28 protein-coding genes and 2 tRNA genes are annotated in these 26335 nt (G+C 48.8%); all 30 read left to right on the forward strand.

Features of this window, described 5'->3' with window-relative positions:
• Window positions 1-24: 24 nt before the first annotated feature.
• The 30 genes from lepB to spoIIE all read left to right on the forward strand — a co-directional run bounded on the left by lepB (window position 25) and on the right by spoIIE (window position 26260).
• Entirely contained in the window at window positions 25-570 is a 546-nt protein-coding gene (gene lepB, locus I8U21_RS04295; RefSeq protein WP_181732342.1) for a signal peptidase I, read from the forward strand.
• 21 nt (window positions 571-591) lie between these two features.
• Window positions 592-1377 carry a TatD family hydrolase gene (locus I8U21_RS04300; RefSeq protein ID WP_198053370.1) on the forward strand — a complete coding sequence of 262 codons (786 nt, stop codon included), beginning with the start codon at window positions 592-594 and terminating at the stop codon, window positions 1375-1377.
• A gap of 78 nt (window positions 1378-1455) precedes the next feature.
• A complete protein-coding gene (gene rnmV / locus I8U21_RS04305; protein ID WP_370527024.1) occupies window positions 1456-2016 on the forward strand; it encodes a ribonuclease M5 in 561 nt (186 codons plus the stop codon).
• Entirely contained in the window at window positions 2013-2891 is an 879-nt protein-coding gene (gene rsmA / locus I8U21_RS04310) for a 16S rRNA (adenine(1518)-N(6)/adenine(1519)-N(6))-dimethyltransferase RsmA (protein ID WP_198053372.1), read from the forward strand. The genes rnmV and rsmA overlap by 4 nt, the downstream gene beginning before the upstream one ends.
• 49 nt (window positions 2892-2940) lie before the next feature.
• Complete coding sequence (locus tag I8U21_RS04315; protein WP_309544768.1) at window positions 2941-3414, forward strand: ribonuclease H-like YkuK family protein; 474 nt, start codon at window positions 2941-2943, stop codon at window positions 3412-3414.
• Between the two features lie 122 nt (window positions 3415-3536).
• Window positions 3537-3818 (forward strand): Veg family protein, encoded by a 282-nt coding sequence (locus I8U21_RS04320; protein WP_037997964.1) that lies wholly within the window; start codon window positions 3537-3539, stop codon window positions 3816-3818.
• A 134-nt stretch (window positions 3819-3952) separates the two neighbouring features.
• Complete coding sequence (locus I8U21_RS04325; protein WP_037997967.1) at window positions 3953-4135, forward strand: small, acid-soluble spore protein, alpha/beta type; 183 nt, start codon at window positions 3953-3955, stop codon at window positions 4133-4135.
• Between the two features lie 170 nt (window positions 4136-4305).
• Window positions 4306-5199: a 4-(cytidine 5'-diphospho)-2-C-methyl-D-erythritol kinase gene (gene ispE / locus I8U21_RS04330; protein WP_181732346.1), complete on the forward strand. Its 894-nt coding sequence runs from the start codon at window positions 4306-4308 to the stop codon at window positions 5197-5199.
• A gap of 41 nt (window positions 5200-5240) precedes the next feature.
• Window positions 5241-6071, forward strand: a complete 831-nt coding sequence (purR, locus tag I8U21_RS04335) for a pur operon repressor (protein WP_181732347.1) — start codon at window positions 5241-5243, stop codon at window positions 6069-6071.
• A 5-nt stretch (window positions 6072-6076) separates the two neighbouring features.
• Window positions 6077-6454 carry a RidA family protein gene (locus tag I8U21_RS04340; protein ID WP_269747558.1) on the forward strand — a complete coding sequence of 126 codons (378 nt, stop codon included), beginning with the start codon at window positions 6077-6079 and terminating at the stop codon, window positions 6452-6454.
• Window positions 6455-6564: 110 nt separating this feature from the next.
• A complete protein-coding gene (gene spoVG / locus I8U21_RS04345) occupies window positions 6565-6867 on the forward strand; it encodes a septation regulator SpoVG (protein WP_181732349.1) in 303 nt (100 codons plus the stop codon).
• A gap of 176 nt (window positions 6868-7043) precedes the next feature.
• The gene (gene glmU / locus I8U21_RS04350) at window positions 7044-8429 is read left to right on the forward strand and encodes a bifunctional UDP-N-acetylglucosamine diphosphorylase/glucosamine-1-phosphate N-acetyltransferase GlmU (RefSeq protein ID WP_181732350.1); all 1386 of its coding nucleotides are present in this window, start codon (window positions 7044-7046) and stop codon (window positions 8427-8429) included.
• 23 nt (window positions 8430-8452) lie between these two features.
• Window positions 8453-9400: a ribose-phosphate diphosphokinase gene (locus I8U21_RS04355; RefSeq protein ID WP_181732351.1), complete on the forward strand. Its 948-nt coding sequence runs from the start codon at window positions 8453-8455 to the stop codon at window positions 9398-9400.
• A gap of 118 nt (window positions 9401-9518) precedes the next feature.
• On the forward strand, window positions 9519-10121 hold the full coding sequence (locus I8U21_RS04360; RefSeq protein WP_198053373.1) for a 50S ribosomal protein L25/general stress protein Ctc: 603 nt from the start codon (window positions 9519-9521) through the stop codon (window positions 10119-10121).
• A gap of 97 nt (window positions 10122-10218) precedes the next feature.
• Window positions 10219-10785, forward strand: a complete 567-nt coding sequence (gene pth, locus I8U21_RS04365) for an aminoacyl-tRNA hydrolase (protein WP_198053374.1) — start codon at window positions 10219-10221, stop codon at window positions 10783-10785.
• 99 nt (window positions 10786-10884) lie between these two features.
• Entirely contained in the window at window positions 10885-11115 is a 231-nt protein-coding gene (locus tag I8U21_RS04370) for an anti-sigma-F factor Fin family protein (RefSeq protein WP_198053375.1), read from the forward strand.
• A gap of 115 nt (window positions 11116-11230) precedes the next feature.
• Complete coding sequence (gene mfd / locus I8U21_RS04375; protein WP_232333979.1) at window positions 11231-14773, forward strand: transcription-repair coupling factor; 3543 nt, start codon at window positions 11231-11233, stop codon at window positions 14771-14773.
• Window positions 14760-15752: a peptidylprolyl isomerase gene (locus I8U21_RS04380; RefSeq protein WP_181732355.1), complete on the forward strand. Its 993-nt coding sequence runs from the start codon at window positions 14760-14762 to the stop codon at window positions 15750-15752. The genes mfd and I8U21_RS04380 overlap by 14 nt, the downstream gene beginning before the upstream one ends.
• Before the next feature lie 162 nt (window positions 15753-15914).
• Window positions 15915-16457, forward strand: a complete 543-nt coding sequence (spoVT, locus tag I8U21_RS04385) for a stage V sporulation protein T (RefSeq protein ID WP_181732356.1) — start codon at window positions 15915-15917, stop codon at window positions 16455-16457.
• 107 nt (window positions 16458-16564) lie between these two features.
• Window positions 16565-18202, forward strand: a complete 1638-nt coding sequence (locus I8U21_RS04390) for a putative polysaccharide biosynthesis protein (RefSeq protein ID WP_198053376.1) — start codon at window positions 16565-16567, stop codon at window positions 18200-18202.
• A gap of 25 nt (window positions 18203-18227) precedes the next feature.
• Window positions 18228-19694 (forward strand): bifunctional methyltransferase/pyrophosphohydrolase YabN, encoded by a 1467-nt coding sequence (gene yabN, locus I8U21_RS04395; protein WP_181732358.1) that lies wholly within the window; start codon window positions 18228-18230, stop codon window positions 19692-19694.
• 51 nt (window positions 19695-19745) lie between these two features.
• Window positions 19746-20045, forward strand: coding sequence for an RNA-binding S4 domain-containing protein (locus tag I8U21_RS04400; protein ID WP_309544769.1), 300 nt, complete (start codon window positions 19746-19748; stop codon window positions 20043-20045).
• Between the two features lie 45 nt (window positions 20046-20090).
• Entirely contained in the window at window positions 20091-20378 is a 288-nt protein-coding gene (yabP, locus tag I8U21_RS04405) for a sporulation protein YabP (RefSeq protein WP_037997999.1), read from the forward strand.
• Window positions 20375-20950 carry a spore cortex biosynthesis protein YabQ gene (gene yabQ / locus I8U21_RS04410; RefSeq protein ID WP_181732360.1) on the forward strand — a complete coding sequence of 192 codons (576 nt, stop codon included), beginning with the start codon at window positions 20375-20377 and terminating at the stop codon, window positions 20948-20950. Before yabP ends, yabQ begins: the two co-directional genes overlap by 4 nt.
• Before the next feature lie 4 nt (window positions 20951-20954).
• Entirely contained in the window at window positions 20955-21341 is a 387-nt protein-coding gene (locus I8U21_RS04415) for an FtsB family cell division protein (protein ID WP_198053377.1), read from the forward strand.
• A 69-nt stretch (window positions 21342-21410) separates the two neighbouring features.
• Window positions 21411-22655, forward strand: a complete 1245-nt coding sequence (locus tag I8U21_RS04420; protein ID WP_198053378.1) for an exo-beta-N-acetylmuramidase NamZ family protein — start codon at window positions 21411-21413, stop codon at window positions 22653-22655.
• Between the two features lie 96 nt (window positions 22656-22751).
• A tRNA-Met gene (locus I8U21_RS04425) sits at window positions 22752-22828 on the forward strand.
• Window positions 22829-22836: 8 nt separating this feature from the next.
• Window positions 22837-22913: transfer RNA gene (locus I8U21_RS04430), tRNA-Met, on the forward strand.
• Between the two features lie 98 nt (window positions 22914-23011).
• Window positions 23012-23500 (forward strand): ribonuclease FAU-1 family protein, encoded by a 489-nt coding sequence (locus I8U21_RS04435; protein WP_181732363.1) that lies wholly within the window; start codon window positions 23012-23014, stop codon window positions 23498-23500.
• Between the two features lie 294 nt (window positions 23501-23794).
• A complete protein-coding gene (gene spoIIE, locus I8U21_RS04440; RefSeq protein ID WP_198053379.1) occupies window positions 23795-26260 on the forward strand; it encodes a stage II sporulation protein E in 2466 nt (821 codons plus the stop codon).
• Window positions 26261-26335 lie beyond the last annotated feature (75 nt).

Consider the following 26335-nt stretch of genomic DNA (forward strand, 5'->3'; position numbering starts at 1 on the left):
TAACGGAGATAGGAGGACGATCGGATGGCGGATACAAAAAGTTCGTCCAGTGAATGGTACAAGGTGTTGGAATGGGTTGTGGCCATTGCCTTGGCCGTGATCATCGCTGCGGGCATCCGCACCTTTTTGTTTGTGCCCTATGAGGTGCACGGGGCATCCATGGAACCCACCTTGCAAGGCGATGAGCTGTTGATCGTCAACAAGTTGATATACCGTGTTGACCAGCCCGATTACGGGGATATCGTGGTCTTCCATACCGATGAAAAGCGGGATTTCATCAAACGGGTGATCGGCTTGCCCGGGGACCAGATTGCCATCAAGGACGGCAAGGTCTACCGAAACGGAAAACCGTTGGAAGAACCTTATATTTATGAACCCATGAATTTCAACATGGAAGAAGAAGTCACGGTGCCCGAAGGACATATTTATGTGCTGGGGGATAACCGGAACAACAGCAAGGACAGCCGCAGAATCGGCCCGGTGAAAATCGATGCGGTGGTCGGCCGTGCCGATTTGATCATTTGGCCGCTGGACCGGATGCATTTTTTGACACAACAGGGTAAGCAGTAACCGGAAAGGGTGAGGCGTGTGATGTTGTTTGACACACATACCCATTTGAATGATCCGAAATTTGACGAAGACCGGGAACAAGTCATTGAGCGGGCGAGAGAGGAGTATGGGGTAAAATACATGCTGAATGTGGGGTATAACCGGGAAACCATCCGGCAAACCCTTCAGCTGGCGGAAACTTATCCCTTCATTTATGCATCTGTCGGTTGGCATCCCGTCGAGGCGAAGGATTGCACCGCGGAGGATTTGGAGTGGATCAAGTCGATGGCCCGGCATCCGAAAGTGGTGGCTTTTGGGGAAATCGGACTGGATTACCATTGGGACACTTCCCCCAAAGATGTGCAGCAAGAGGTTTTTCGCAAACAGATCGCCATTGCCAAAGAAACGGGATTGCCCATCATCATCCACAACCGGGATGCGAATGAGGACGTGGTGCGGATCTTAAAGGAAGAGCATGCCGAAGAAGTCGGGGGCGTGATGCATTGCTTCGGCGGAGATCTTTCCATCATGGAAGCATGTCTCAACTTGAACTTCATGATCGGTTTGGGAGGACCCGTCACGTTTAAAAACGGCAAGCTTCCCCAAAAAATCGCGGCACATGTTCCCTTGGACCGTCTGCTCATCGAAACCGATTGTCCTTATTTGGCTCCCCATCCCTACCGGGGAAAACGAAACGAAACCGGATATGTCCGGCTTGTTGCCGAAAAAATCGCCGAAATCCGGGGGATGTCATTGGAAGAGCTCGCTCAAATCACCATGCAAAACGCTTTTCGCCTTTTTGGAATCAATGAAGGAAAATCAGAATAATTTTTTTGCGGGCCAATGGGAAGGTGCATTCCTCATTGGCCTTTTTTCGGAAAATGTGGAGCGAGAGGAAGAGAACGCGTGAAAGTATATGAAGTGATTGTCGTCGAAGGAAAAAATGATACAATAGCGATCCAAAAAGCAGTCGAAGCCGATACGATTGAGACACAGGGTTCGGCATTGGAGCCGTATGTGCTGGCTGAAATCAAACGGGCCCAACAAAAACGGGGAGTCATTATCTTCACCGACCCGGATTATGCCGGTGAACAGATCCGTAAGAAAATTGCCAGGGAAGTGCCCGGGGCCAAGCATGCTTTTTTATCCCCCAAAAAAGCGAAAGGAAACCGCAAAATCGGAATTGAACATGCCAAGGCGGAGGACATTATTGAAGCTTTGAGCAAAGTCCGTACGGAGCAAAAAGAGGAAACGGTGCAGCCTCCGCTGACTTGGGAAGATTACATGGACTTGGGATTTGCCGGTGATGCCGGTTCCCGGAAACTGCGGGAGCAGGTGGCCGAACGGCTCGGCATCGGTTATGCCAATGCCAAACAATTTTACCGGCGGCTGCATGTTTTGCGCATCACCAGGGAAGAAATTTCAGAAGCGCTGGATTATCTGAAGAAGAAAGGAAGCAAACAATGAAAGAAAAGCCGATTTCAGCAAGAACGAAAAAATTGCTCAGTGAACACCAAATCCAACTGAAAAAGAGCCTGGGGCAAAATTTTTTAACCGATCCCCATGTATTGGACAAGATTATCCATGCGGCTTCGCTGACCAAAAAATCCGGGGTCATTGAAATCGGGCCGGGAATCGGGGCTTTGACGGAGCGTTTGGCACAGGTGGCGGGAAAAGTGGTGGCCATCGAAATCGACCAACGTTTAATCCCCGTTTTGGAAGATTTGTTTCAAAATGATGACAATGTGGAAATAATAAATGCAGATGCACTGACAGTGGATTTGAAAAAAGTGGTTGCTGAACATTTCGGGGATGCCGGCACCCTTCATGTGGTGGCCAACCTGCCTTATTATGTCACTTCCCCGATTTTGATCCGCTTGCTCGAAGAACGGCTGCCGCTTGCAAATATTGTCATCATGATCCAAAAAGAGGTGGCGGACCGGCTGAAAGCGGCACCGGGAACCAAAGATTACAGTTCTTTGTCGGTTCTTGTGCAGTATTATGCAGAAGTCGAAGAAGTGGGGCGGGTTCCGAGCCATGTGTTTGTTCCGCGGCCGCAGGTTGATTCCAAAGTGGTTTGTTTGACGCTGAGAAGAGAGCCGAAGGTGCGGGTTCCGGATGAACAAGCCTTTTTCAAAATGGTCCGGGCCGCTTTTAATCAGCGTCGGAAAACCCTGTTGAATTCGCTTCATTCCCATTTGTTGTCTTCCGTTTCAAAAGAAGAGCTGGAGAAATGGATGTTTGAAGCGGGAATTGATCCGAAACGACGCGCAGAAACATTGGATTTGGAAGAATTTGCAGTCTTGGCTGAAGTGCTTGATCGGAAAAAGATATCTTTTTAACCAACGGAGTCTCGGATCAACCATACCCTGAATCGATGGAGGTTGTTCCGTGAAATTTTATCATCCGAGAAAAGGTGGAAGAAACTTAAATGAAATGATCATGGATATCCGGGGATATCTGCAAGCGGATCCGGATGCCCAATATAAAGTGGTGATCGGAACCGATTCGCAAACCCGGGAGAATGAAACGATTTTTGTCACGGCGCTCATTGTGCAGCGGATTGGCAAAGGGGCGATTTTCTTTTACACGAAATATCGCCATGACGCCATTCGTGACTTGCGTTACCGGATCTACCGGGAAACAGAATACAGTTTGAAAGCCGTTGAAACGTTGAAGAAAAACGGCTTCTTTGGATTCTTTGTGGATATCCCGATGGAAATCCATCTTGATGTCGGACAACAAGGGGAAACGAGGAAGTTGATTCAAGAAGTGGTCGGATGGGTGACATCCGTTGGATACACGGCGAAAATCAAACCGGAATCTTATGCTGCCAGCGCGGTGGCCGACCGGTTTACCAAATGAGAAAAAACGGAATAAATATACGAAAAGATTATTGACAAAAATGTTGTCCCCTTGCTATAATACAAAATTTGACTTTTCACTTCGCTTGTAGTATAATCGACTACAAGTGAGGTGGTCGTACAATGGGCAAAAACGCTTTATCTGAAATCAAATGCACTCTGGATGGTTTCATCGGGCAAAAAATTCGCCTTAAAGCCAATAGCGGACGCCGCAAGACCATTGAGCGAACTGGCATTTTAGAAGAGACATATCCTTCTGTGTTCGTTGTCAAGCTGGATGAGGATCACGCTTTCAGCCGTGTTTCTTACAGCTATGCAGATATACTGACGGAATCCGTTGAATTGACGGTTTACAGCGGGGAGAATGAACAAATTCCCGTGAAATATGTAAGATCTGCGCAATAAATATGAACACATCCCGATGTGTTCTTTTTTTTCATACCTTTGAAAGCGATTACATAACGGGTGCTTGGTGCATAATAAGAAAGCCCTGTGTTTTGCCCTTGAACCATTTGCTCTGACCCAAAGGAGGAGATCGTTTGGCTCGTCGGCGCGGAATCATGTCTGAAAGCTTTAAGTATGAACTGGCAAAAGATCTTGGCTTTTATGATGTGGTCAAACGCGAAGGATGGGGTGGAATCACCACCCGTGATGCCGGGAATATGGTGAAAAGAGCGGTTCAGCTTGCGGAAGAGTATTTAAAACAGCAAGGTTCAAGGTGAAACCGGGGACACCCTGATTTAAAGAGGCTTCTCACATCCCGAGAGCCTCTTTTTTTGCGGGAAAATATTTGTTCCCACCTACTAGTCCGGACGCATAACATGATAAAATAGTAAAATCATGTGCCGGAATTTACGGATGGCGACCGTGTGAAAATTGGAGGGAATCAATCTTGTTTATATCAGTCAAAGCACCAGCAAAAATCAATTTGACATTGGATGCGCTATATAAACGTCCGGATGGTTATCATGAATTGGAGATGGTCATGACGACCGTGGATTTGTACGACAGGGTGGATCTTTCTTTAAGACCGGACTCAAAAATCACCGTGGATTCCAGTTCCGGATTTGTCCCGCGGGATGAGAGGAACCTTGCTTACCGTGCGGCGGTATTGTTGAGGGAAAAAGCGGGAATTTCCCAAGGGGTACATATTTACATCGATAAACAGATTCCGGTTGCCGCCGGCTTGGCGGGAGGAAGCAGCGATGCCGCGGCGGTCTTGAGAGGGTTGAATCAATTGTGGAATTTGGGGTGGAGTTTGGAGGAATTGGCAGAGATCGGGGCCGGAATCGGTTCCGATGTCCCGTTTTGCGTTTATTCCACCACCGCACTGGCAAAAGGAAGAGGGGAAAAGTTGACGCCGCTTCCGGCTCCTCCGCCATGTTGGGTTGTTTTGGCCAAACCGGGACACGGCGTATCCACGGCGGATGTTTTTCAAAACCTGAAAGTGGACCAAATCGATCATCATCCGCAAACGGAAAAGATGATCGAGGCACTCAAACGGCAGGATTATGAATCCGTTGTCCGAAACCTGGAAAACGTTTTGGAACCGGTGACTCATCACATGTACCCCACCGTGAAAAAAATAAAAGAAAAAATGCAGCGCTTTGGTGCGGACGGGGTGTTGATGTCCGGGAGCGGCCCCACCGTATTCGGGCTGGTGAAGCAGGAACAGAGGGCCAAACGGATTGTAAACAGTTTGAAAGGCTTTTGCCAACAAGTGTTTGCCGTGAGAATGTTGGGGAAAAAACAGGTTCCGCTGCTTGAAGAAAAACGAACAAAATGATATATTTCGGTCGATATCATTCGATTTTTCGGAGGTAGTGAATGGAAAAGTGGAAACGGAGTGCACGATTAACCGATATGATCCGCCAACTGCTGTTTAATCCCTATCGATTGATTCCTCTGACCGTTTTTGCGGAAAAGTATAAAGCGGCAAAATCCTCCATCAGTGAAGATTTGGATATTATCGATGAAGTGTTGCGTTCGGAGGGAAACGGCAAATTGGAGACAGTGGCCGGTGCGGCCGGCGGTGTCCGTTATATCCCGGGGTTTGGGGTGGAACATGCCCGGAAGGTCGTGCAAGAGCTGTGCGAAAAATTATCCAGTCCCGAACGCATTTTGCCGGGCGGTTTTTTGTATCTGTCTGATCTGTTGGGAGACCCCTTTTTCCTGAATCAGATCGGCCGGATTTTTGCCACGGTGTTTCAGGAACAAAACATCGATGCGGTGTTAACCGTCGAGACCAAAGGAATTCCCATCGCCTACGCCACGGCGGCCTTGTTGGGGGTTCCGGTCACCATTGCCCGTTACGATTACCGCGTCACCGAAGGTTCCGTCGTGACCGTACACACCGTCTCGGGTTCCAGCAGACGGTTGCGCCAGTTATCCGTATCCAAAAGGAGCCTGTCTGAAGGAGCCCGTGTCCTCATTATTGACGACTTTATGAAAGCCGGGGGCACGGTTCGGGGACTGATGGATTTGTTGAATGAATTCAAAGCAGAAGTGGTCGGAGTCGGAGTGATGTTGGAACAGCCTGCCGAGAACCGGTTGGTGGATGACTATGTGTCACTGGCCAAAGTGACGGAAATCGATGTGAAAAAGAGGAAAGTTCAAGTGGAAGTGGGAAATGTTTTTGATGACAGGAAGGAGCGATGACCATGTTGAAAAAAGTACAAACAGAAAAAGCGCCCCAAGCAATCGGTCCTTATTCGCAAGCGGTGGTAACCGGTGAATGGATCTTTACGTCCGGGCAAATTCCACTCACTCCGGAGGGGGAACTCGTCGGGGGAGGAATCGAAGAACAAACCCGGCAAGTGCTGGAAAACGTCAAATCGGTTCTGGAAGCCGCCGGAAGCGGTTTGGAGCAAGTGGTGAAAACCACGATCTTTCTTAAAGACATGAACCAATTTCAGACCGTGAACGAAATTTACGGCGGGTACTTCAAAGAACACCAACCGGCACGTTCATGTGTGGAAGTGTCCCGCTTGCCGAAAGACGTGTTGATTGAAATAGAAGTGATTGCAAAGAAAAATGGATAAAAAAGAAAATTTGGTCAATTTATCCATTCGTGGAAGGATTTAATCCCACTGCCTAGAATAGTAAAAATAAGCAAATTTAGTCATCATTGTAAAATAGGTGGTGGGATTTAGTGGAAATTACCGATATTCGTCTTCGCAGAGTCAACCGTGAGGGAAGAATGCGCGCCATCGCATCCATCACGTTTGACAGTGAATTTGTCGTGCATGACATTCGTGTGATTGAGGGAAATAACGGTATGTTTGTGGCAATGCCGAGCAAACGTACTCCTGACGGGGAGTTTCGCGATATTGCCCATCCCATTTCTCCGATGAGCCGTGAGAAGATCGAATCCGCGGTACTGGCCGAGTATCACCGTGCCGGAGAGATGGAGTCTCAAACCGATCCGAATAAAGCGTTGCAAGTGGATGTATAAAAAATCACCCATTCCCGAAACGGAATGGGTGATTTTTTCGTTGCCGGCAAAGGTTTTTGATTATAATGGGGATGGGCATTCGTTTTTATACGATGTTCAAAGGGGATTGGTTGCAATCCCATACCAATTGGGATATATTCAGGGAGGAAGTTTTGAGAAACGGGGGAACTTGGGTTATGCAACAACATGTGTATGCAGTCATTTTGGCCGCGGGAAAAGGAACCCGTATGAAATCCAAAAAACATAAAGTATTGCATCCGGTTTGTGGAAAACCTATGATTGATCACATTATCGGTCAATTGAACCGGCTGGCGATTGAAAAAACCATTTTGGTGGTGGGGCATCAAAAAGAGGCATTGAAAGAGCATTTGAGCGGTCAAGTTGATTTTGTGGAACAAGAGGAACAACTCGGAACCGCTCATGCGGTGATGCAAGCCCGGTCCTTGTTGGAAAATGAAGAAGGAATCACGCTGGTGTTAAACGGGGACCATCCTCTTTTCACAGCGGAAACCTTCCAAAAATTGATTGAGAAACATCAGGAAACCAAAGCGGCTGCCACAGTTTTGACAGCCATCATGGATGATCCTTCCGGTTACGGACGGGTGGTCCGGCGCGAGGACGGGCAGGTGGATCGCATCGTCGAACATAAAGATGCCACGGATGCCGAACGGGAAATCCGCGAAGTGAATACCGGCACTTATTGTTTTGATAATCAAAAGCTTTTTTCCGTTTTGTCGCTGGTCAATAACGATAATGCCCAAGGTGAATACTATCTTCCTGATGTATTATCCATTTTGCGTGATCAAGGGGAAACCATCGGTGCACAAGTGATCGGGGACCAAGAAGAAGCAATGGGAGTCAATGACCGGATCCAGCTTGCAGAAGCCAATCGGTGGATGCAGCAGCGTTTGCTTAAAGAACACATGCGAAATGGTGTGACGATTGTCGATCCGGCAAACACTTATATTGAAGCCGGTGTGAAAATCGGAGCCGATACGGTGATCGAACCGGGAACATTTTTAAGAGGGAAAACCGTGATTGGGGAAGACTGCCATATTGGTCCGCAAGCAGATCTGACCGATGTGGAGGTTGCCGATGGAACCAATATCCGTTATGCCGTCCTGGAAGACAGCAGGATCGGATCAGAGGCCAAAGTAGGTCCTTATGTCCTGGTGCGGCCGAAAACCGAACTCGGAAACCGGACCAAAGTCGGTTGTTTCATTGATCTGAAGAAAGCCAAAATCGGTGAAGGTACCAAGATTTCCCATCTGGCTTATGTCGGCGATGCCGAAGTTGGCAAGAAAGTGAACATCGGTTGCGGTGTGATCACCGTGAATTATGATGGTGTGAACAAGCATCAAACCGTGATTGAGGATGATGCGTTTATCGGATGCAATGTGAATCTGGTGGCACCCGTTACAGTTGAACAAGGCGCTTATGTGGCGGCCGGTTCCACCATTACGGACGATGTGCCTGAAAAAGCTTTGGCCATTGCGCGGGAGCGTCAGACAAACAAGTCCGGCTATGCGGATAAAATAAAAGCAAAGCGTGTGAAGAAATGATAAAATTGGAGGAACAAATTTCTATGTCTACGGTAAGCCCTCGTCTACAAGTTTTTACGTGCAATTCCAACCCGAAACTTGCCAATGCCATTTGCGATCATTTGAATATTCCTCTCGGAAAAGCGCATGTGGGTAAATTCAGCGATGGAGAGATTCATGTAAAGCTGGATGAAAGCGTGCGCGGTTCGGATGTGTATGTGATTCAATCCACATGCAATCCGGTGAACCAAAACCTGATGGAACTGTTGGTTTTTGTGGATGCCTTGCGCCGTGCTTCGGCCGGCACCATCAATGTGGTGATTCCCTATTACGGATATGCAAGGCAGGACCGGAAAACCCGGGCCCGGGATCCCATCACCGCCAAACTGGTTGCCAATCTGATTGAGACAGCCGGTGCGGACCGGGTGATCACGATGGATTTGCATGCGACACAAATCCAAGGTTTCTTTGACATCCCTGTGGATCACCTGATGGGTGTCCCGATTTTGGCCGATTATTTTATCAAAAAAAATCTGGGGGATGTGGTGGTTGTCTCCCCCGACCACGGCGGAGTGATTCGTGCCCGTCGTCTCGCCGAACGGTTGGAATCTCCGATTGCGATCATCGACAAAAGACGTCCGGAGCCGAATGTGGCGGAAGTGATGAACATTGTCGGTGATGTCAAAGGAAAAACGGCGATCATCATTGATGACATCATTGACACGGCAGGAACCATTACCCTGGCCGCCAATGCCTTGCTTGAATACGGAGCCAAAGAAGTATACACATGTTGTACCCACCCTGTTTTCTCGGGACCGGCCATTGAACGGATTCGCGACTCCAACATCACCGAGATGGTGGTGACGGACACCATCCCACTTTCGAAGGATAAACAACTGGACAAGGTTACCGTTCTTTCGGTGGCGGAGTTGATCGGTGAAGCCATCCGGCGGGTTCACAATGAGCAATCGGTCAGCAAGTTGTTCGACTGAGGCGGGATCCGGCACAAAGTTTCTTTTTGTAATGGCTTTCAACATGTGATTTTCCAAAATGAGGTTTAGATCGCGGCGAAAAAGGTTATATTCCCTCTTATAGAAGGGGGATATGGAAATGTCGAATGCCATTACAGCAGTAAAAAGGGAAAAGACCGGATCTTTGAATGCCTTGAGAAAACAAGGACAAATTCCGGCGATTTTATATGGAAAGGGATTGGATCCGGTAAAGCTTGCGGTGGATTACAGTGAAGCACAAAAACATGTTCACTTGAATGGTTTTGTGGATTTAAACGTAGCAGGCAAGACGCATCGAGTAATGGTTCGAGACATCCAGAAAGACCCGATCAAATCTTCCATTTTGCACATTGACTTTCTCAAAGTGGAAATGAATGAACCTTTGCATGTCGAGGTGCCTGTTCACCTGACAGGGGAAGCGGCCGGCGTGAAAAGCGGAGGGATTTTGGAACAGCATCTCCGCTTGGTCGAGGTGAAAGCATTGCCGTCTGATATTCCGGAATCCATTGATGTGGATGTATCCCATCTGCAGGTGGGGGATTCCCTCTTGTTAAAAGACATCAAAATGCCAGACGGGGTGGAACTGCTTCATTTCGAACCGGAAACAACTGTGGCCACGGTCGTGCCTCCTGCCAAAAGCGAAGACATTGACAACGAAGAAACAGCCGTTGATACAGATAAAGATGAGGAAGAAACAAAATGAAGAAAAAGGCGCAATCCTTACCGGTTGCGCCTTTTTCACGATTCCATGATAAAATAAAAAAGATTGAGATGAGTACAGGGAAAGTTGGAGGTACAGGATGAAGCTGATAGTCGGTTTGGGAAACCCGGGGCGACAGTATACGCGGACACGCCATAATGTCGGTTTTTGGGTGATTGATCAACTGAGCGAACAATGGGGAATCCCCTTGGGGAAAGAAAAGTGGAAAGGCGAAGTGGGCGAAGGCTTTGTCAACGGGGAGAAAGTCATTTTATTGAAACCGATGACCTATATGAATTTGTCCGGGGAATCGGTGAAGCCGGCATTGGATTGGTTAAAACTGGATTTGGAGGATTTGTGCGTCATTTACGACGATCTCGATTTGCCATGCGGGCAAATCCGCTTGCGGTTAAAAGGAAGTTCAGGCGGGCACAACGGGATGAAATCCATTATCCGCCATTTGGGAACGGATCAATTTAAGCGGATCAAGATCGGCATTGACCGGCCGGCGGGAAATCTTTCGGTTCCGGATTACGTTTTGTCCCCGTTTCGCCAGGAAGAATTGGAAACGGTGCTGGATGCCGTTGACCGTGCCAAAGAAGCAGTGAATGAATGGGTGAAGACGGACTTTTTGCATGCGATGAACCAGTTTAATGTGCGGAAATAAATGTTGTTTGGGTATGGCCATGGATGCATGAGCGAAGTTGAATATTTTTTGTTTGAAAGCCGATACTATGACTAACACAAAGAGGCAGGAGGCATTTTCATGGCCATACATTATATTTGCCGACATTGTCAAAAATCGATCGGAAGAATCGATTCTTCGAGGGTAACCGAATCCCAGTTGGGGTTTGATCAGTTGACCCCGGAAGAACGGGAAGATATAATAACCAGTGATGTTGAAGGAAACCAAGTGGTGAAAGTGACTTGTGAGTCATGTCAAGAGGTATTGGAAAAAGATCCGGAACGGGTTTTGTATCCTTCACTCTTTCATTAGGAATAATGGCGGATATTTTTCTGATTATAATGAAAAAAAGGCCTTGGCTGTTGATAGCTAAGGCTTCTTTTCTATTTGACCTGTAGACTGATGGAAAAAAGGGGAGGAACAACTGTTGATACCGTTAACGCATATATTTAAGCAGGATCAAGATTTTCAGTCAACGGTAACAGGTATTAAAACCGGGTTGAAAGAGCAGTTGGTTGCCGGGTTGTCAGGCACCGCCCGCATGTTGTATGTCGCTGCGCTGTTCCAGGAAGTGAAACGGCCCGTCCTGTTGGTTTGCCATAATTTGAATCAGGCACAAAAAGCGGCCGAAGACTTGCAGGAAATCTTGTCAAAGGATGAAGTTTTGCTGTACCCGGCCAATGAGTTGGTCACCACCGAAATTGCCGTGGCCGGACAGGAGACATTGGGAGAAAAAATCGGTGTGTTAACCCGTTTGATTCATGGTTTCAACGGGGTGCTTGTGGTCCCGTTTTCCGGCTTGCGCAAATTGTTTTTGCCGAAAAAAGTGTTTGCGGAAAACTATACCACGTTGAAGGTGGGGCAGGTTCAGGAAATTGATTCGTTGCTCACGCGGCTGGTGAATGTGGGATACCAGCGGGTGGAAATGGTGGAAAAACCCGGTGAATACAGTGTGCGTGGCGGCATTGTGGACATTTATCCCGTTTACTTTGAAAATCCGGTCCGTGTGGAGTGGTTTGACGACGAAGTGGATTCCATCCGTCCCTTCTCCGTGTCGGATCAGCGTTCCTTTGACAAATGGGAGGAATTGACCATTTCTCCGGCCAAAGAACTGTTTGCATCGGCAGATCAGTTGTATCAAGCGGGCGAAAAAGTGGAAAAAAAGTTGGGGGAACGGTTAAGCGTCACCAAAGAGACTGAACTGAGGGAAAAATTAAATCAATCGATTGGTTATGATATTGAGCAATTGAAAAACGGCACTTACTTTACCGGCATGTACAAGTATATCTCACAAATTTATCCGGAGTGCCAAAGCCTTGTGGATTACATGCCCCGGGACACGTTGGTCATCCTGGATGAACCGAACCGGATCATTGAAAGTGCCCGGCAGATGGAAAGGGAAGAAGGGGAATGGCAGACCGTCTTGTTGCAACAGGGAGAGCTGTTGCCGGGACTGAAAATATCCTTTTCTTTTGATGAAGTGGTTGAAAAAAAGGACCACCAGCGGATTTATCTTTCCTTGTTCATGCGGAAGATTCCCGCAATCAAGCCGCAAAATGTGATCCAGATGGTGTGCCGCAGCATGCAGCAATTTCACGGGCAAATGCATGTGTTGAAGACCGAATGGGAACGTTGGGAAAAAGCCAACTACCGTGTGGTGTTTTTGGCAAGCAGCGAAGAGCGGATGGATCGTCTGGAGAGGGTGCTGAATGATTACGGAATGAATGCGGCCAAAGATTTGTCCGACCAGGTTCCTTTGCCGGGAAAACCCGTGATTTGCCTGGGCAATTTGCAAAACGGCTTTGAGATGAACCCGGTCCGGCTTGCAGTGATCACCGAAAGCGAAGTGTTTACGCAAAAGCAACGGCGGACCCGGCGCCATGCCAAGATGGATCATGCCGAAAAAATCAAAGATTACCAAGAATTAAAGCCCGGGGATTACGTGGTTCACGTCAATCACGGAATCGGGAAATACATCGGTATTGAAACACTGGAAGTCGGTGGCATGCACAAGGATTATCTGCACATCCAGTATGCCGGAAACGACAAGCTTTATGTGCCGGTGGAGCAGATCGACCAAGTGCAAAAATATGTCGGCAGCGAGGAAAAAACGCCGAAGGTTTACAGTCTGGGCGGCAGCGAATGGAGCAAGGTGAAAAACAAAGTCCGGTCTTCGGTGCAGGATATCGCCCAGGATTTGATCGAATTATACGCCAAGCGGCAACAGGCCAAAGGCTTTGCCTTTTCGAAAGATACGCCTTACCAGAGAGAGTTTGAAGCGATGTTCCCTTATGAAGAAACGCCGGATCAGTTGCGTTCAGTGGAAGAGATCAAAAAGGATATGGAACGAAGCCAGCCGATGGACCGCCTGTTGTGTGGGGATGTGGGATACGGAAAAACGGAAGTGGCCATCCGTGCAGCGTTTAAAGCGACGATGGACGGCAAGCAGGTGGCTGTGTTGGTTCCGACCACCATTTTGGCTCAACAGCATTATGAGACTTTTCGTGAGCGTTTTTCTGACTTCCCAGTACAAATTCATGTGTTGAGCCGGTTCCGCACCCGGAAAGAACAGAAAGAAACGATGGAAGGGCTGAAAAAAGGAACGGTGGACATCGTGATTGGCACGCACCGTCTTTTATCCAAAGATGTCCAGTTCAAAGACTTGGGGCTTCTCATCATCGACGAGGAACAACGCTTTGGCGTGAAACACAAGGAGAAAATCAAACAGCTGAAGCACAATATTGATGTGTTGACGTTATCGGCGACACCGATTCCCCGCACCCTGCACATGGCCATGATGGGTGTGCGCGATCTGTCTGTCATTGAAACGCCTCCTGAAAACCGGTTCCCGGTGCAGACCTACGTGCTGGAATACTCCGGGGCGTTGGTCCGGGAAGCGGTGGAACGGGAACTGGCGCGTGGCGGACAAGTTTATTTCCTCTATAATCAAGTGCACAACATCGAACAGATGGCCGATCAAATCCGGCTTTTGATTCCGGAAGCAAGGGTGGCGGTGGCCCATGGCCAAATGCAGGAATCCGAACTGGAAAAAGTGATGCTGGACTTCCTGGACGGGGAATACGACGTTTTAGTCAGCACCACCATCATTGAAACCGGTGTGGATATTCCCAATGTGAATACATTGATTATTTATGACGCCGACAAGATGGGATTGTCCCAGCTCTATCAGTTGCGCGGACGGGTGGGGCGTTCCAATCGCATTGCTTATGCTTACTTTACGTACCAACGGGATAAAGTGTTGTCTGAAACCGCGGAGAAGCGGCTGCAGGCGATCAAAGAATTTACCGAGCTTGGATCCGGATTTAAAATTGCGATGCGCGATTTATCCATCCGGGGAGCCGGGAACATTTTGGGAGCCGAACAGCACGGCCATATTGCAACCGTGGGATTTGAGCTTTACAGCCAGATGCTGAAGGAAGCGATTGAGGAGTTGAAAGGGGAAAAGTCCACAAAGGAAGAAACCGATCCGGTCATCGAATTAAATGTGGACGCCTATTTGCCATCCGGATACATCGGTGATGAGAAACAAAAAATTGAATTGTATAAAAAGATCCGAGCCATCACCACATTGGATGAAGTGACTGACTTGGAAGAAGAGATTGAGGATCGTTTCGGGGATTTGCCGGATCCTGTGCAAATGTTGTTAAAAATTTCCAAAATCAAAGCTTATGCCATCATGTACGGGATGGAATCGGTTGAGCAGAAAGACGGGGATATCATTCTCCGGTTGCGTCCGGAACAAAATGACCAAATTGACGGCCAGAAGCTGTTTGAAATCGCTCAGGATTTCCCGGGAAAAATTCGTTTCTCGACGGGAGAAAAGATCGGGATCATCTTCAAAACCAAAGGGATGCCCCATAAACAGGCATTAGAAATGATCGAACAGTTTCTGATAAAATATAAAGATGTTCCCAAACCGAAAGGAGCCGTTCAACATGCGACTGAGTAAAAAGTGGATCGCTGGTTCGTTGGCCTTCGTGCTGATTCTTTCCGCGGCCATTGCCGGTTGTGCGATGGGAAAAGACAACAAAGAAGAAGAGCAGTCGGCCGAGTCGATGGAATTTCAACCGCTTGACACCACCAGCAAAAAGGTGGTGGCCGAATACAAGGGAGGCAAAGTGGTTGAAGGGGATTTGAACCGCTACATCAACATCATTGCGTATTTGGATCCCCAATTGTCGTTTATGATGTCATCGGTCAAGGATAATCAGGAATTAAAAACGGAATTGGCGAAAGAGTATGCGGCCCGTCAGTATATGTTGACCAAAATCAAAGATGATCCGTCATTTGCCAAACAAGCGGATGAAACGCTCAAACAAATCGAAGACAGCCTGAAACAGCAGCAAGGCCAAAACAAGCCCCAAACGCTGGATGAGGCGATCAAAGGAAAAGGGTTTGACAAAGCGCAATTACGGCAGTTTTTTGTGGAGTATCACCGGGTCAACCAATACTATGACGAACAATTGAAAGGGCAAACGTATGATTATGTAAAAGTACAGCACGTGTTGGTTTCCATCAATGACGGTTCGCAGAAAGATCAGCCGAAACGGACGGAAGAACAAGCGAAAAAACGCGCGGAAGAAGTCAAGAAAAAATTGGATAACGGCGGCGATTTCGCGAAGTTGGTGAAGGAGTATTCAGATGATCCCGGATCCAAAGATTCGAACGGAATTTATGAAGGCACACCGGACCAGTTTGTCCCTGAATTTGCCAAAGCATGCCGGGAGTTGCCTCTCAACCAAATCAGCGATCCGATTAAAACCGATTACGGTTTTCATATCGTAAAAGTGTTGGACCGGGGGAAAAAGCCGGTGGCCGAAGCGGACGAACAAGTGAAAATGCAAAAACGGCAGGAAGTGTATGATCTACTGGTCAAAGAAGAATTGGGTTTTAAGTCCCTTCTTTCCAATGACCAAAAAGGATCCTGAACTGCCGGAAAAGAGCCCGTGGCATGTTATGCCGCACCGGGGCTCTTTTTTTATGTCCGGAGGTCTGCATAATCTGCTGGAAGAAAATAAATAATATGGCTGATAAAACAAATTAAACCAGAAATTATTAAAAAATATATAAGAAAGAGAGGAAATCATTCTATGAAAGCAACAGGCATCGTTCGTCGGATTGACGATTTGGGGCGTGTTGTCATTCCGAAAGAAATTCGACGAACATTGCGGATTCGAGAAGGAGATCCATTGGAAATTTTTGTGGACCGTGAAGGCGAAGTGATTTTAAAAAAGTATTCGCCCATCGGCGAGTTGGGTGATTTTGCCCAGGAATTTTCCGAAGCATTGTATGAAAACATGCATTATCCCACACTTATTAGTGACAGGGATCATGTGATTGCCGTTGCAGGTGTATCCAAAAAAGAATATTTGGAGAAAAACATTGGCGAAATCGTGGAATCATGTATGGATCAAAGACGAACTCATTTGGAAATAAACCCGGGAACTGCAGAGATATTCAAAGGAATGCCTGAAGAATATCAGTCCTATCTCATTGTTCCCATTAATGCGGGAGGCGATCCGATCGGTGCAGTCATCGTCCTCAGCAAGAAAGAAGGAGGGAAGTTGGGGGAATTGGAAGAAAAACTGGCCAGCACGGCTGCCACTTTTCTGGCCAAACAAATGGAACATTAACAATTCTTTGTCGGGCAGGTGAATGTACCTGCTTTTTTCTTTGCCAACCTCCGGCACTTTTGTATAATGAAAAGCAATTGCAGCGTGGAGAGGAGAGCAATTGGAAGATGATGGAGCAAAGCCGGCAGTCCTTCATCCGTGGTGCGGCCATTTTGGGAGGGGCTGCTTTGTTTTCGAAGATATTAGGGGCTGTTTATAAAATTCCTTATCAAAATATTACCGGCGATGAAGGGATGTATGTTTATCAGCAAGTATATCCCTTGTACAGTGTTTTGTTGATCCTGGCCACCGCCGGGTTCCCGGCCGCGATTTCAAAGCTGGTCTCGGAAAAGTGGTCCCGCGGGCAAATGGCGGGAGTCGCGCAAATTTTCCGTGTTTCTTTGACAGCTTTGTCCTTGCTGGGGGCGGTTTCCTTTTTGCTTTTGTTTTTTGGGGCCGGCCAAATCGCGGAATGGATGGGAAACCGTAACTTGCTCACTTTGCCGATTCAAACCGTTTCCTTTGCCCTTTTGGCCGTGCCGTTTCTGGCGGTGATGCGCGGCTTTTTTCAAGGACAGCAAAATATGGTTCCGACGGCCAATTCGCAAATGGTTGAACAGCTGATCCGGGTTGTGACCATCCTTGTTCTCTCCTGGTATTTTATGGATGTGGGATTGGGAGTGGTTTATGCCGGTGCGGGGGCTGTGTTCGGGTCCATCACCGGAGCCGTCGGGGCGCTGATTGTATTGCTGTATTATTGGCATAAAACCCGGCCGGTTCCCAAAAAAGAGGCCGGCTTTGCGGCCGCTTCCGGCACCGAGCCGCCGGCTGAAGTGATGAAAACCCTTTTTCGCTTGTCGTTGCCGATCTGTATCGGCTCGCTCATTCTCCCTTTGTTTTCTTTGGTCGATTCTTTCACGGTAGCCAATTTGCTGGTGGACCGGGGATGGGAAACCGAAGAGGCCATTCGCTTGAAAGGCGTTTTTGACCGGGGACAACCTCTGGTTCAGTTTGCCTCGTTTTTTGCCACGGCAATCGCGCTTTCCATCGTTCCGGCTATTTCGGATCTGGTCAGCAAACAAAGGGAAAAAGAAGTGAAAGAGCAAGCCGTCCTCGCTTTGCGGTTGACTTGGGGCTTGGGGCTTCCGGCTGCGGTCGGGCTGATGGTCATTGCCGGACCCGTCAACGTGATGTTGTATGAAGACGGGGCGGGATCGGATGCCTTGGCTGTTTTGGCATGGTCCGGAGTTCTCTCGTCTTTGTGGATTGTATCGGCAGGAGTTTTGCAGGGATTGGGAAAAGTATATTTGCCCGCTGTTTATTTGGCTTTGGGGATGGTTTTGAAAGTCGGACTCAATATGCTGCTGATTCCCCTTTGGGATATCCGGGGGGCGGCCCTTTCAACGGTGCTTGCCTTTTTGTGCACGGCCGTTTTGCAACTGGTGAAGATAAAACAGCATTTCGGTTGGAAATCATGGTTCCCCAAGCAAGAGTTGATGGCCGCATGGGCCGCGGTCTGGATGGGGGCGGCTGTTTACGTGACGTCGGTTTTGGTTCAGCTGGTCGCGGTTCCTTTTTTGGAATTCAGGGTCGCCATGATGGCCGCTTCCTTATTGTCGGTGCTTGTCGGTGTGATGGTTTACCCGTGGGCCGTTTTCCGCTTCGGGGTCTGGACGCGGAGGGATCTGGAGAAAGTCCCGAAACTGCGGAAAAAGTTGGTCCCGGTCCTGGATAAATGGGGATGGCTGAAGAAAGAACGGATTTGAAGGAATCCGCAAGAGGAGGAGAAAGATGGCAAAAATTGTGGTTGTCGGTTTGGGTGCAGGCGATGAGGAATCGTTGTCTTTGGGAGTGCTCCGGTTATTACAAGGGGAAAACCCGGTTTTTTTGCGGACCCGGCAAATCCCGGTTGCCGGGTGGCTGAGTCAACAGGGGATTTCTTTTGCCACTTTTGATGATGTTTATGAATCGAATCATGATTTTGATGCGGTTTATGATCAAATCGCCGGGCGGCTGCTGAAGGCGGCCAAAGAGTATTCCACGGTGATTTATGCGGTTCCGGGGCACCCGATGGTTGCGGAACGGACGGTCCGGTTGCTCCTCGATCAGAGGGAGGAACAAGGGGTGGAAATCGATGTCCGCGGAGGAAGCGTGAGTTTCCTGGAAACGTTTTTTGCCCGTTTGCAGGTGGATCCCATTGAAGGGTTTCAATTGCTCAATGGGACGGATTTGGATTCAGGAAAGGTGAATCCGGAAAATCATCTTTTGATCGCCCAGGTATACAGCCGGTTTGTCGCTTCCGAAGTCAAATTGACGTTGATGGAAATTTATCCGGATGATCACCCGGTGAAGATTGTCACCGCTTGCGGGATCGACGGATTGGAACAGATCACCGAAGTCCCCTTGTATGAATTGGATCGCAAGGAACTTTTCAGCGACTTGACTTCCGTTTATCTCCCTCCTCTGGTGAAAGAGGAAGATTTATACCCGCGCTTTGAGTATTTAAAAGCAGTGATCCGCCATTTGAGAAGCCCGGAAGGCTGTCCTTGGGACCGCAAACAAACCCATGACAGTTTGCGTCCGTACCTGCTGGAGGAAGCTTATGAATTTTTGGAAGCGGTGGAAGAAAAGGATTCCGACGCAATGGCCGAGGAATTGGGGGATGTGTTGCTTCAAGTGATGTTGCACTCGCAAATCGCCAGTGAAGAGGGGACGTTTGACATTCATGATGTGATCCGCCACTTGAATGAGAAAATGATCCGCCGCCATCCCCATGTGTTTGGCACCTTAAAGGCCGAGACGGCGGAAGATGTGAAGCAGACCTGGGACCAGTTGAAGCAAAAAGAGAAGAAGCAAGAGGAATCTTCCTCGTTGCTGGAGGATGTGCCCACACATTTCCCGGCTTTGATGAAAGCTTACGAGCTGCAGAAAAAAGCGGCCAAAGCGGGATTTGACTGGAATGATCCGGCGGAAGTTTTAAAAAAGGTGCAAGAGGAATTAAAAGAAGTGTCGGAAGCCAAAACCCAGGAAGAAAAAGAAGAAGAACTGGGGGACGTGTTGTTTGCTTTGGTCAATTACGCCCGCTTTCTCAAAGTGCAACCGGAACTGGCTCTCCTCGGATCTTGTTTTAAATTTGAGCGCCGTTTCCGCTACATTGAAAGCCAGGTGAGGATGTCCCAAAAAAGTTGGGAGGACTTCACTTTGGAAGAATTGGATGCTTGGTGGGATGAAGCCAAGCGTCTGGAAAAAGGCGAATGATTGATCAGCTGCAGGCAGGAATTTTTTCTTTGTTCAAGAAAACGTTAAAAGATTGAAGGTGACATCATGCGATTGGACAAATTCTTGAAAGTGTCGCGTTTGGTGAAAAGACGGACATTGGCCAAGGAAGTGTGTGACGAAGGGCGGGTTCAAATTAACGGGAAAACGGCCAAAGCAGGAACGGTTCTTCACGTGGGAGACGAAATTCAAATTCGTTTCGGGCAAAAATTGGTGACGGTCCGTGTGGAGAAGTTGCAGGATTCCGTCCGCAAAGAAGATGCCGGGAGCATGTTCAGCCTGATCCGCGAAGAAAGCCTCAGCGGACAAAAAGATCCCCAGGAACAGTTCTAAACGGAGATTTTGTCCATATCATGTACCAAGAGGGGGGAACGTGATATGGAAGAAACCTTTAACCAGATTCCGCATGAGATCGTGATGACCAACCGCAACACGTTGGATGTCAGCGGAGTTACCCGTGTGGAGAGTTTTGACAGCGAGGAGTTTTTGCTTCAGACCGATTACGGCTACCTGGGGATCAGAGGGCAAGGATTGCATATCAAAACACTGGATTTGGATCAGGGCAGGGTTTCCATTGAAGGGCAAATTTCAGACATGAGCTATTTGGACATGCCTGTGCCGGCACAGGAAAAAGTTAAAAGCGTCTGGGGCCGGATTTTCAAGTGACGCTGCAAACGCAATGGTTTACCATGCTTCTCATGTTCGGTTCCGGTTTTTTTATCGGGATCATTCTTGATTTTTACCGGGTGTTGACGGTCCGTTTCCGGATTCGCAAGTGGTTGATTTCCCTCATTGACCTCATTTATTGGATGGTTTCGGCCGTTTTGGTATTTGGTTTATTGTTTTGGAGCAATTGGGGAGAGCTTCGCTTTTATTTCTTTGTTGCGGTATGCCTGGGTTTTTTGATTTATTTTAAATGGGCAAGCCGCCCGGTGCTTCGCGGAATCCGGATGTTGTTTCATATCTTGGAACGGATTTTTTTCTTTCTCGCACGGCTGTTTCACCTGTTGATATTCAGGCCCGCCCGGTTCTTGTTCAGGGGATGCCGGCGGTTGGCGGGCCTGATCTGGAAAGGAATCACTGCATGCATCAAGCTGATTTTGTCCCCGTTTTTCTTCCTGCTTCGCCCTGTTCAAGCCAGGTTGGAACCCTGGCTTTCCCGAAGGATTCAAAAAGGAAAGGCCCTAGTCCGAAAAATCAAAGCATGGTGGAATAAAAACCGGGATAAGGGTGAATGAAAAGATGGCTTATCAACACGGCAGAGATAATGTGCTGTTCATCCAGCGGTCCGCAAAAACCGGAAAAAAACCGGAATCCGCATCCAAATCCCGATCCGTACGCCCTTTGCACCCCGCCGTCAAAAGGCGCCGGCTGATCTGGCTCGGATGCATGGTTGTCTTTATTGTTTGGGCGGCGGCGCAAAGCGTGATCCAGCAGGTGCGCATCTGGGATCAGGAAAAAGAATTGGCCGACAAACAAAGGCAGTTGTCTCAGGCTTATGAACAACAGAAAACGTTAAAGCAGGAAGTGCAAAAGTTAAAATCGGAAGATTACATGATGGAATTGGCACATAAAATGGGTTACGGAAAACCGGGTGAACAAATTTACTCCATTGAAAACAAAGAGTGAAGTAAATCCCTCTTGTTCTGTCGGGGAACAAGAGGCTTTTTCTATCTGTGACAGGAAGAGGGATGGCGAATGGGAAGAAAGTGGATCGGGCTTTTTTGCATCGTACTGTTGGTTTTGGCCGGATCCGGTTGTTTCCGTCTTCATGTGCAGGAAAACAAGGAAAAAAAGGTGATCACCGGATTGGAAAAAGTGTTGGGGAATCCGGAGGATTTTCAAGGAAAACGGGTGGGCTTGATCGCCAATCCGACCAGCATCACCCCGGATTACCGGCATGCGTTGGATGCGATGCTGGCCCGCGGGATTCAAGTGACAAACGTGTTCGGTCCGGAGCACGGGGTCCGCGGGGCTGAACAAGCCGGAGAGGAACCGGCTGCGGTGGTGGATCCCAAAACGGGAATTCCTTTCGAAAACTTGTATGGGAAAAATCCGGAAGAAATGGCTTCCCTCTTTCAAGAAGTGGATGTCCTTGTCTTTGACATGCAGGAGACCGGCACCCGGTTTTACACTTATCTTTACACGATGGCGGACGCGATGAAGGCCGCGGGAATGTCAAAGAAACCTTTTTATGTTTTGGACCGGCCCAATCCGCTTGGCGGAATACGGGTGGAGGGGCCGATGTTAGAGCCGGCGTTCCGCTCCTCCGTGGGACGGTTTCCCATTCCGCTCGTGCACGGAATGACGATCGGGGAATTGGCTCTTTTAATCAATGATCAGCAAGTGCCGAAATCGGAATTGCACGTGGTGAAAATGGAGGGGTGGACCCGGGAGCAGAGGTATGAAGATACCGGATTGCCATGGGTGATGCCTTCCCCGAACATTCCCTCCCCGTTGACTGCCCTTGTCTATCCGGGGACGGGGTTGGTGGAAGGAACCAACTTGTCGGAAGGAAGAGGGACGACCCGTCCTTTTGAACTGGTCGGGGCTCCCTATGTCAACGGTTGGGAATTGGCTCAGGCGTTGAACCGGGCCCGTTTGCCGGGGGTTGTTTTTCGGGAGGCTTATTTTATCCCCACTTTTTCAAAATACCAGGGGGAAGAGGTGGGCGGTGTCCAAATCCATGTTACGGATGTGGACCAATTTGACCCGGTTTTAACGGGGATCACGATTTTGGAGAAAACGAAAAAATTGTACCCGGAGCAGTTTGCCTGGGTCCGATCAGGGGAAAAATACTGGATAGATCTGCTGGCCGGAACGGACCAGATACGCCGCCAATTGGATCAGGGGAAGTCCGCCCGGGAAATCATCCGGCAATGGAAAAAAGAAATCCATCACTTTCAGGGGATGCGGAAAAAATACCTTCTCTATTCATCGTGAAAAATCTGAATTCAATTTTAAATGAAATTGGATGTTGACACCGAAACACAGGCTATGTATAATTGAGATTGTTCGCGGTGATAAATGATGAATTGACGCGGGGTGGAGCAGTCAGGTAGCTCGTCGGGCTCATAACCCGAAGGTCGCAGGTTCAAATCCTGTCCCCGCAACCAAAATATATGGCGGCGTAGCTCAGCTGGCTAGAGCGTACGGTTCATACCCGTAAGGTCGGGGGTTCGAGGCCCTCCGCCGCTACCAAAGAAGGAGAAGGCGAGCTTCCCCAATTGGGTGAATGTCGCCTTTTTTTTATGTGATTTTTAAGGATCAGCAAGTTGCCAGTGCATGGGAGTGATTGTGTGAATGTCGTGATTAAGAAAATAAAGTTTACGACCATAAATAAAACCTATACGGAAAAAGTCCGGGATTGGCGGGGGCGTCATTTGTTCTCCACGCAGTATGCCAATCCGGACGGAAAACGGATCTTTTTGACGTACTATTTTGTGCGCAAGGGATACACGATTTCAAAAGTGTTCGGCCGCTCCGGAGAATTTCTTTACTATTATTGCGATGTGATGCAAATGCACCAGGTGGGCCGCTTGCGTTATGTGATGGTCGATCTGTTGTTGGATCTGATCATTGACCGGGATGATCATTATCACGTGATCGATATTGATGAATTTGCCGATTCCATTGAACGCAGGCAGATCAAACGCAGACAGCAGGTGCATGCGTTGCGGACGCTGGACCAGATGATCCGTTTGCATGCCGATCGCAAGCTGATTCCCTCGTTTATTCGCGAGGCCAAGATGTATCCGTTGACGGATTCCCCTTCCCGGCGCCGGTGAATCCGATTTTCGACAAACCGGAAAAAGAAATAGGAAGTTTTGTCGCTCCCATGTTTGTCCTGAGAGAAAACGACAAAGGAAGACGGGATCCGAGTGAGCTCCCGAAGGAAGCCGGGGGCTCATTTGGCTGAATCCCTTGCCGTTCCCGCTTTGGCCCGATGGCAAATCATACGGGATTGCGGCCGGCCGGAAAAATGTCGCCAAAAAAATTTTTCTTTTCAGAAATTGCAACAAACTTTCCGCTTGCCTCCCCGCTATAATGAGTGGCACAAACTGAACGCGAGGTGACATGGGATGCAAGTGGGAACTCATTTTCGGAATTTATTGATTCGACCGGTTGGAAATTGGTTCGGTTGGGAAAGCAGTAAGCGAAGACGGATCATGCATCGTTTGGCGAACATGTGGAATGTTCCGGTTGTCGTGATGGGAGTGCTCTTGGGAAGAGCCACGATCCTGGGGATGATTTCCCCGTTTGCTGTCGCTTATCTGGCCGTGGTGTATCATTTGGCCAAAAAACAATGGCCGGTGGTGATGTTGTCACTGATTCTCGGTGCGGCCACCCTGGGCGGGGCGGAAATGGCCAAGATGACCGGCAGTTTGCTCCTTTTCCTTTTTATCCAGAAAGTTTTTGCCGCCTTGGGAAAAGGAGAGATCAGTTTTGCTCCTTTTATGGTGGGGATCACGGGGGTCGTGGCCCGCCTGGCCGGGTGGTGGTGGAAAGGCGGGACTTCTTATGAATTGTTGTTAGCCGGGATCGATGTGCTGCTCAGTTTCATTTTGACGTTTATCTTTGTCCAATCCCTGCCGATTTTCACCATGAAAAAAAGACGCGTTTCCCTGCGCCAGGAGGAAATCGTCTGTCTGGTGATTCTTCTGGGTTCCGCGATGACCGGAACCATGGGGTGGGAAGCAGGACAGTTATCGGTCGTCAACATCATTTCCCGTTATGCGATTCTGGTGCTGGCTTTGGTGGGCGGGGGCATGATGGGCTCCTCCATGGGGGTGGTCACAGGCATGATTTTAAGCCTCTCCGAACCCAAAGCCATTTTGCAGATCAGTTTGCTGGCGTTTGCGGGCTTGTTGGCCGGTTTGTTCAAAGAAGGGAAAAAAATCGGCGTTTCGATCGGCTTCCTGTTGGGGTCGGCCATCCTGACCCTGTATGACGGCGGCTCCACGGCCGTCTGGCCTTCCATGCAGGAATCGGCCCTTGCCGTCTGTTTGTTTTTCCTGACTCCGGAACGTTGGTTGAAAGCATTGTCCCGGTATGTCCCCGGCACGCTGGAAAATCATGCGGCGCAACAGGAGCACATCAAACGCCTCAGGGAAGTGACGGCGAGCAAAGTGGAGAAATTCACGGAATTGTTTCAGGAGTTGGCGTTCAGTTTCCGTGAAGATGTGACCAAACACAAAAAAGAAGATGAAGACCAGGTCCGGTTTTTTATTTCCGAGATCATGGATCAGGCTTGCATGGGGTGCAGCAAGTTTGAACATTGTTGGGATCAAAAAGTGGTGAAAACCTATCAGGGGATGATGGATTTAATGGCTCGTGTCGAGGAGAACGGGCCGCAAAATCCTGCGCCGGTTCCAAAATCATGGGAACGTCACTGCATCCGTCCCGACAAAGTGTTAAACGAAATTCAGCGTCAGTATGCGCGCTACGAGCAAAACATCTACTGGAAGGAAAAAATGCAGGAATCCCGCCGGCTGGTCTCCGACCAGTTGACCGGAATGGCGGAAGTGATGTCCAAGCTGTCCAGGGAAATCCGCCATGAAACCCAAGTGCTGTCCGCGCATGAAGAGCAGATCCACGAAGCGTTGGAAGAGTTGGGCTTGTCCATTCACCGGGTGGATATCATTAACCTGGAAGAAGGAAAAGTGGAGATTGAGGTCACGATGGCTGACCGGGACGGGCTGGAAGAGTGCAAAAAGTTGGTGGCTCCTTTGTTGACGGAGATTTTGGGAGAGCCGGTGGCCGTGTACCGGAAGGTGGTCAAAGACGGATCGCCCGGCGCGGTTGTCATTTTGGGATCGGCACAGCGTTTTGAACTGAAAACGGGGGCTTCTTGTGCGGCAAAAGGCGGGGGAGTGATTTCCGGAGACAGCTATTGTTACATGAATTTGGGCACAGGAAAGTATGCGGTGGCCTTATCGGACGGAATGGGCAACGGACAACGGGCACAAGCCGAAAGCAGTGCGGCATTGAAGTTGTTGCGCCGTTTGCTTCAGGCGGGCATGAATGAAGAGCGGGCGGTGGATACGGTCAATTCGATTTTGAGTTTGCGTTCGGCCGACGAAATGTTTGCGACGATTGATTTGGCCATTGTGGATTTGAACACCGCGGAAGGGCGGTTTATGAAAATCGGTTCCACCCCGGGCTTTATCAAACGGGGGAAAAAGGTGATCACCCTGTCGGCAGCCAATCCGCCCATCGGCATTTTAAATCATATTGAATTTGAACCGATTGAAATGCAGTTGGAGCCGGGCGACCTGATTATTTTGATGACAGACGGGGTTTATGACACACCGGATCATGCGGTCAACAAAGATGCGTTCATGGCGCGGATGATTTCAGAAATTGACACCAAAGATCCGCAAGGATTTGCGGATTGCCTTTTGGAAAAAGTGGTGCGGCATCACGGGGGCCGGATCATGGACGATATGACGATTGTCGTTTCCAAGGTGGAGAAGCATTCCCCCGAATGGTCGACGATCCGTTTGCCTGGCGTCAAAAAGCTCGTCCGGCCGGAATCCGTGAATTAAATCGGACAAAAACCATGTTGTAAATTGCTTCCCTTCCTGAAAAAATATATGATGAGTACAGGGAAGAATGAAAAC

Source organism: Thermoactinomyces sp. CICC 23799, from assembly GCF_016055145.1.
Taxonomy (GTDB): Bacteria; Bacillota; Bacilli; order Thermoactinomycetales; family Thermoactinomycetaceae; genus Thermoactinomyces; species Thermoactinomyces intermedius.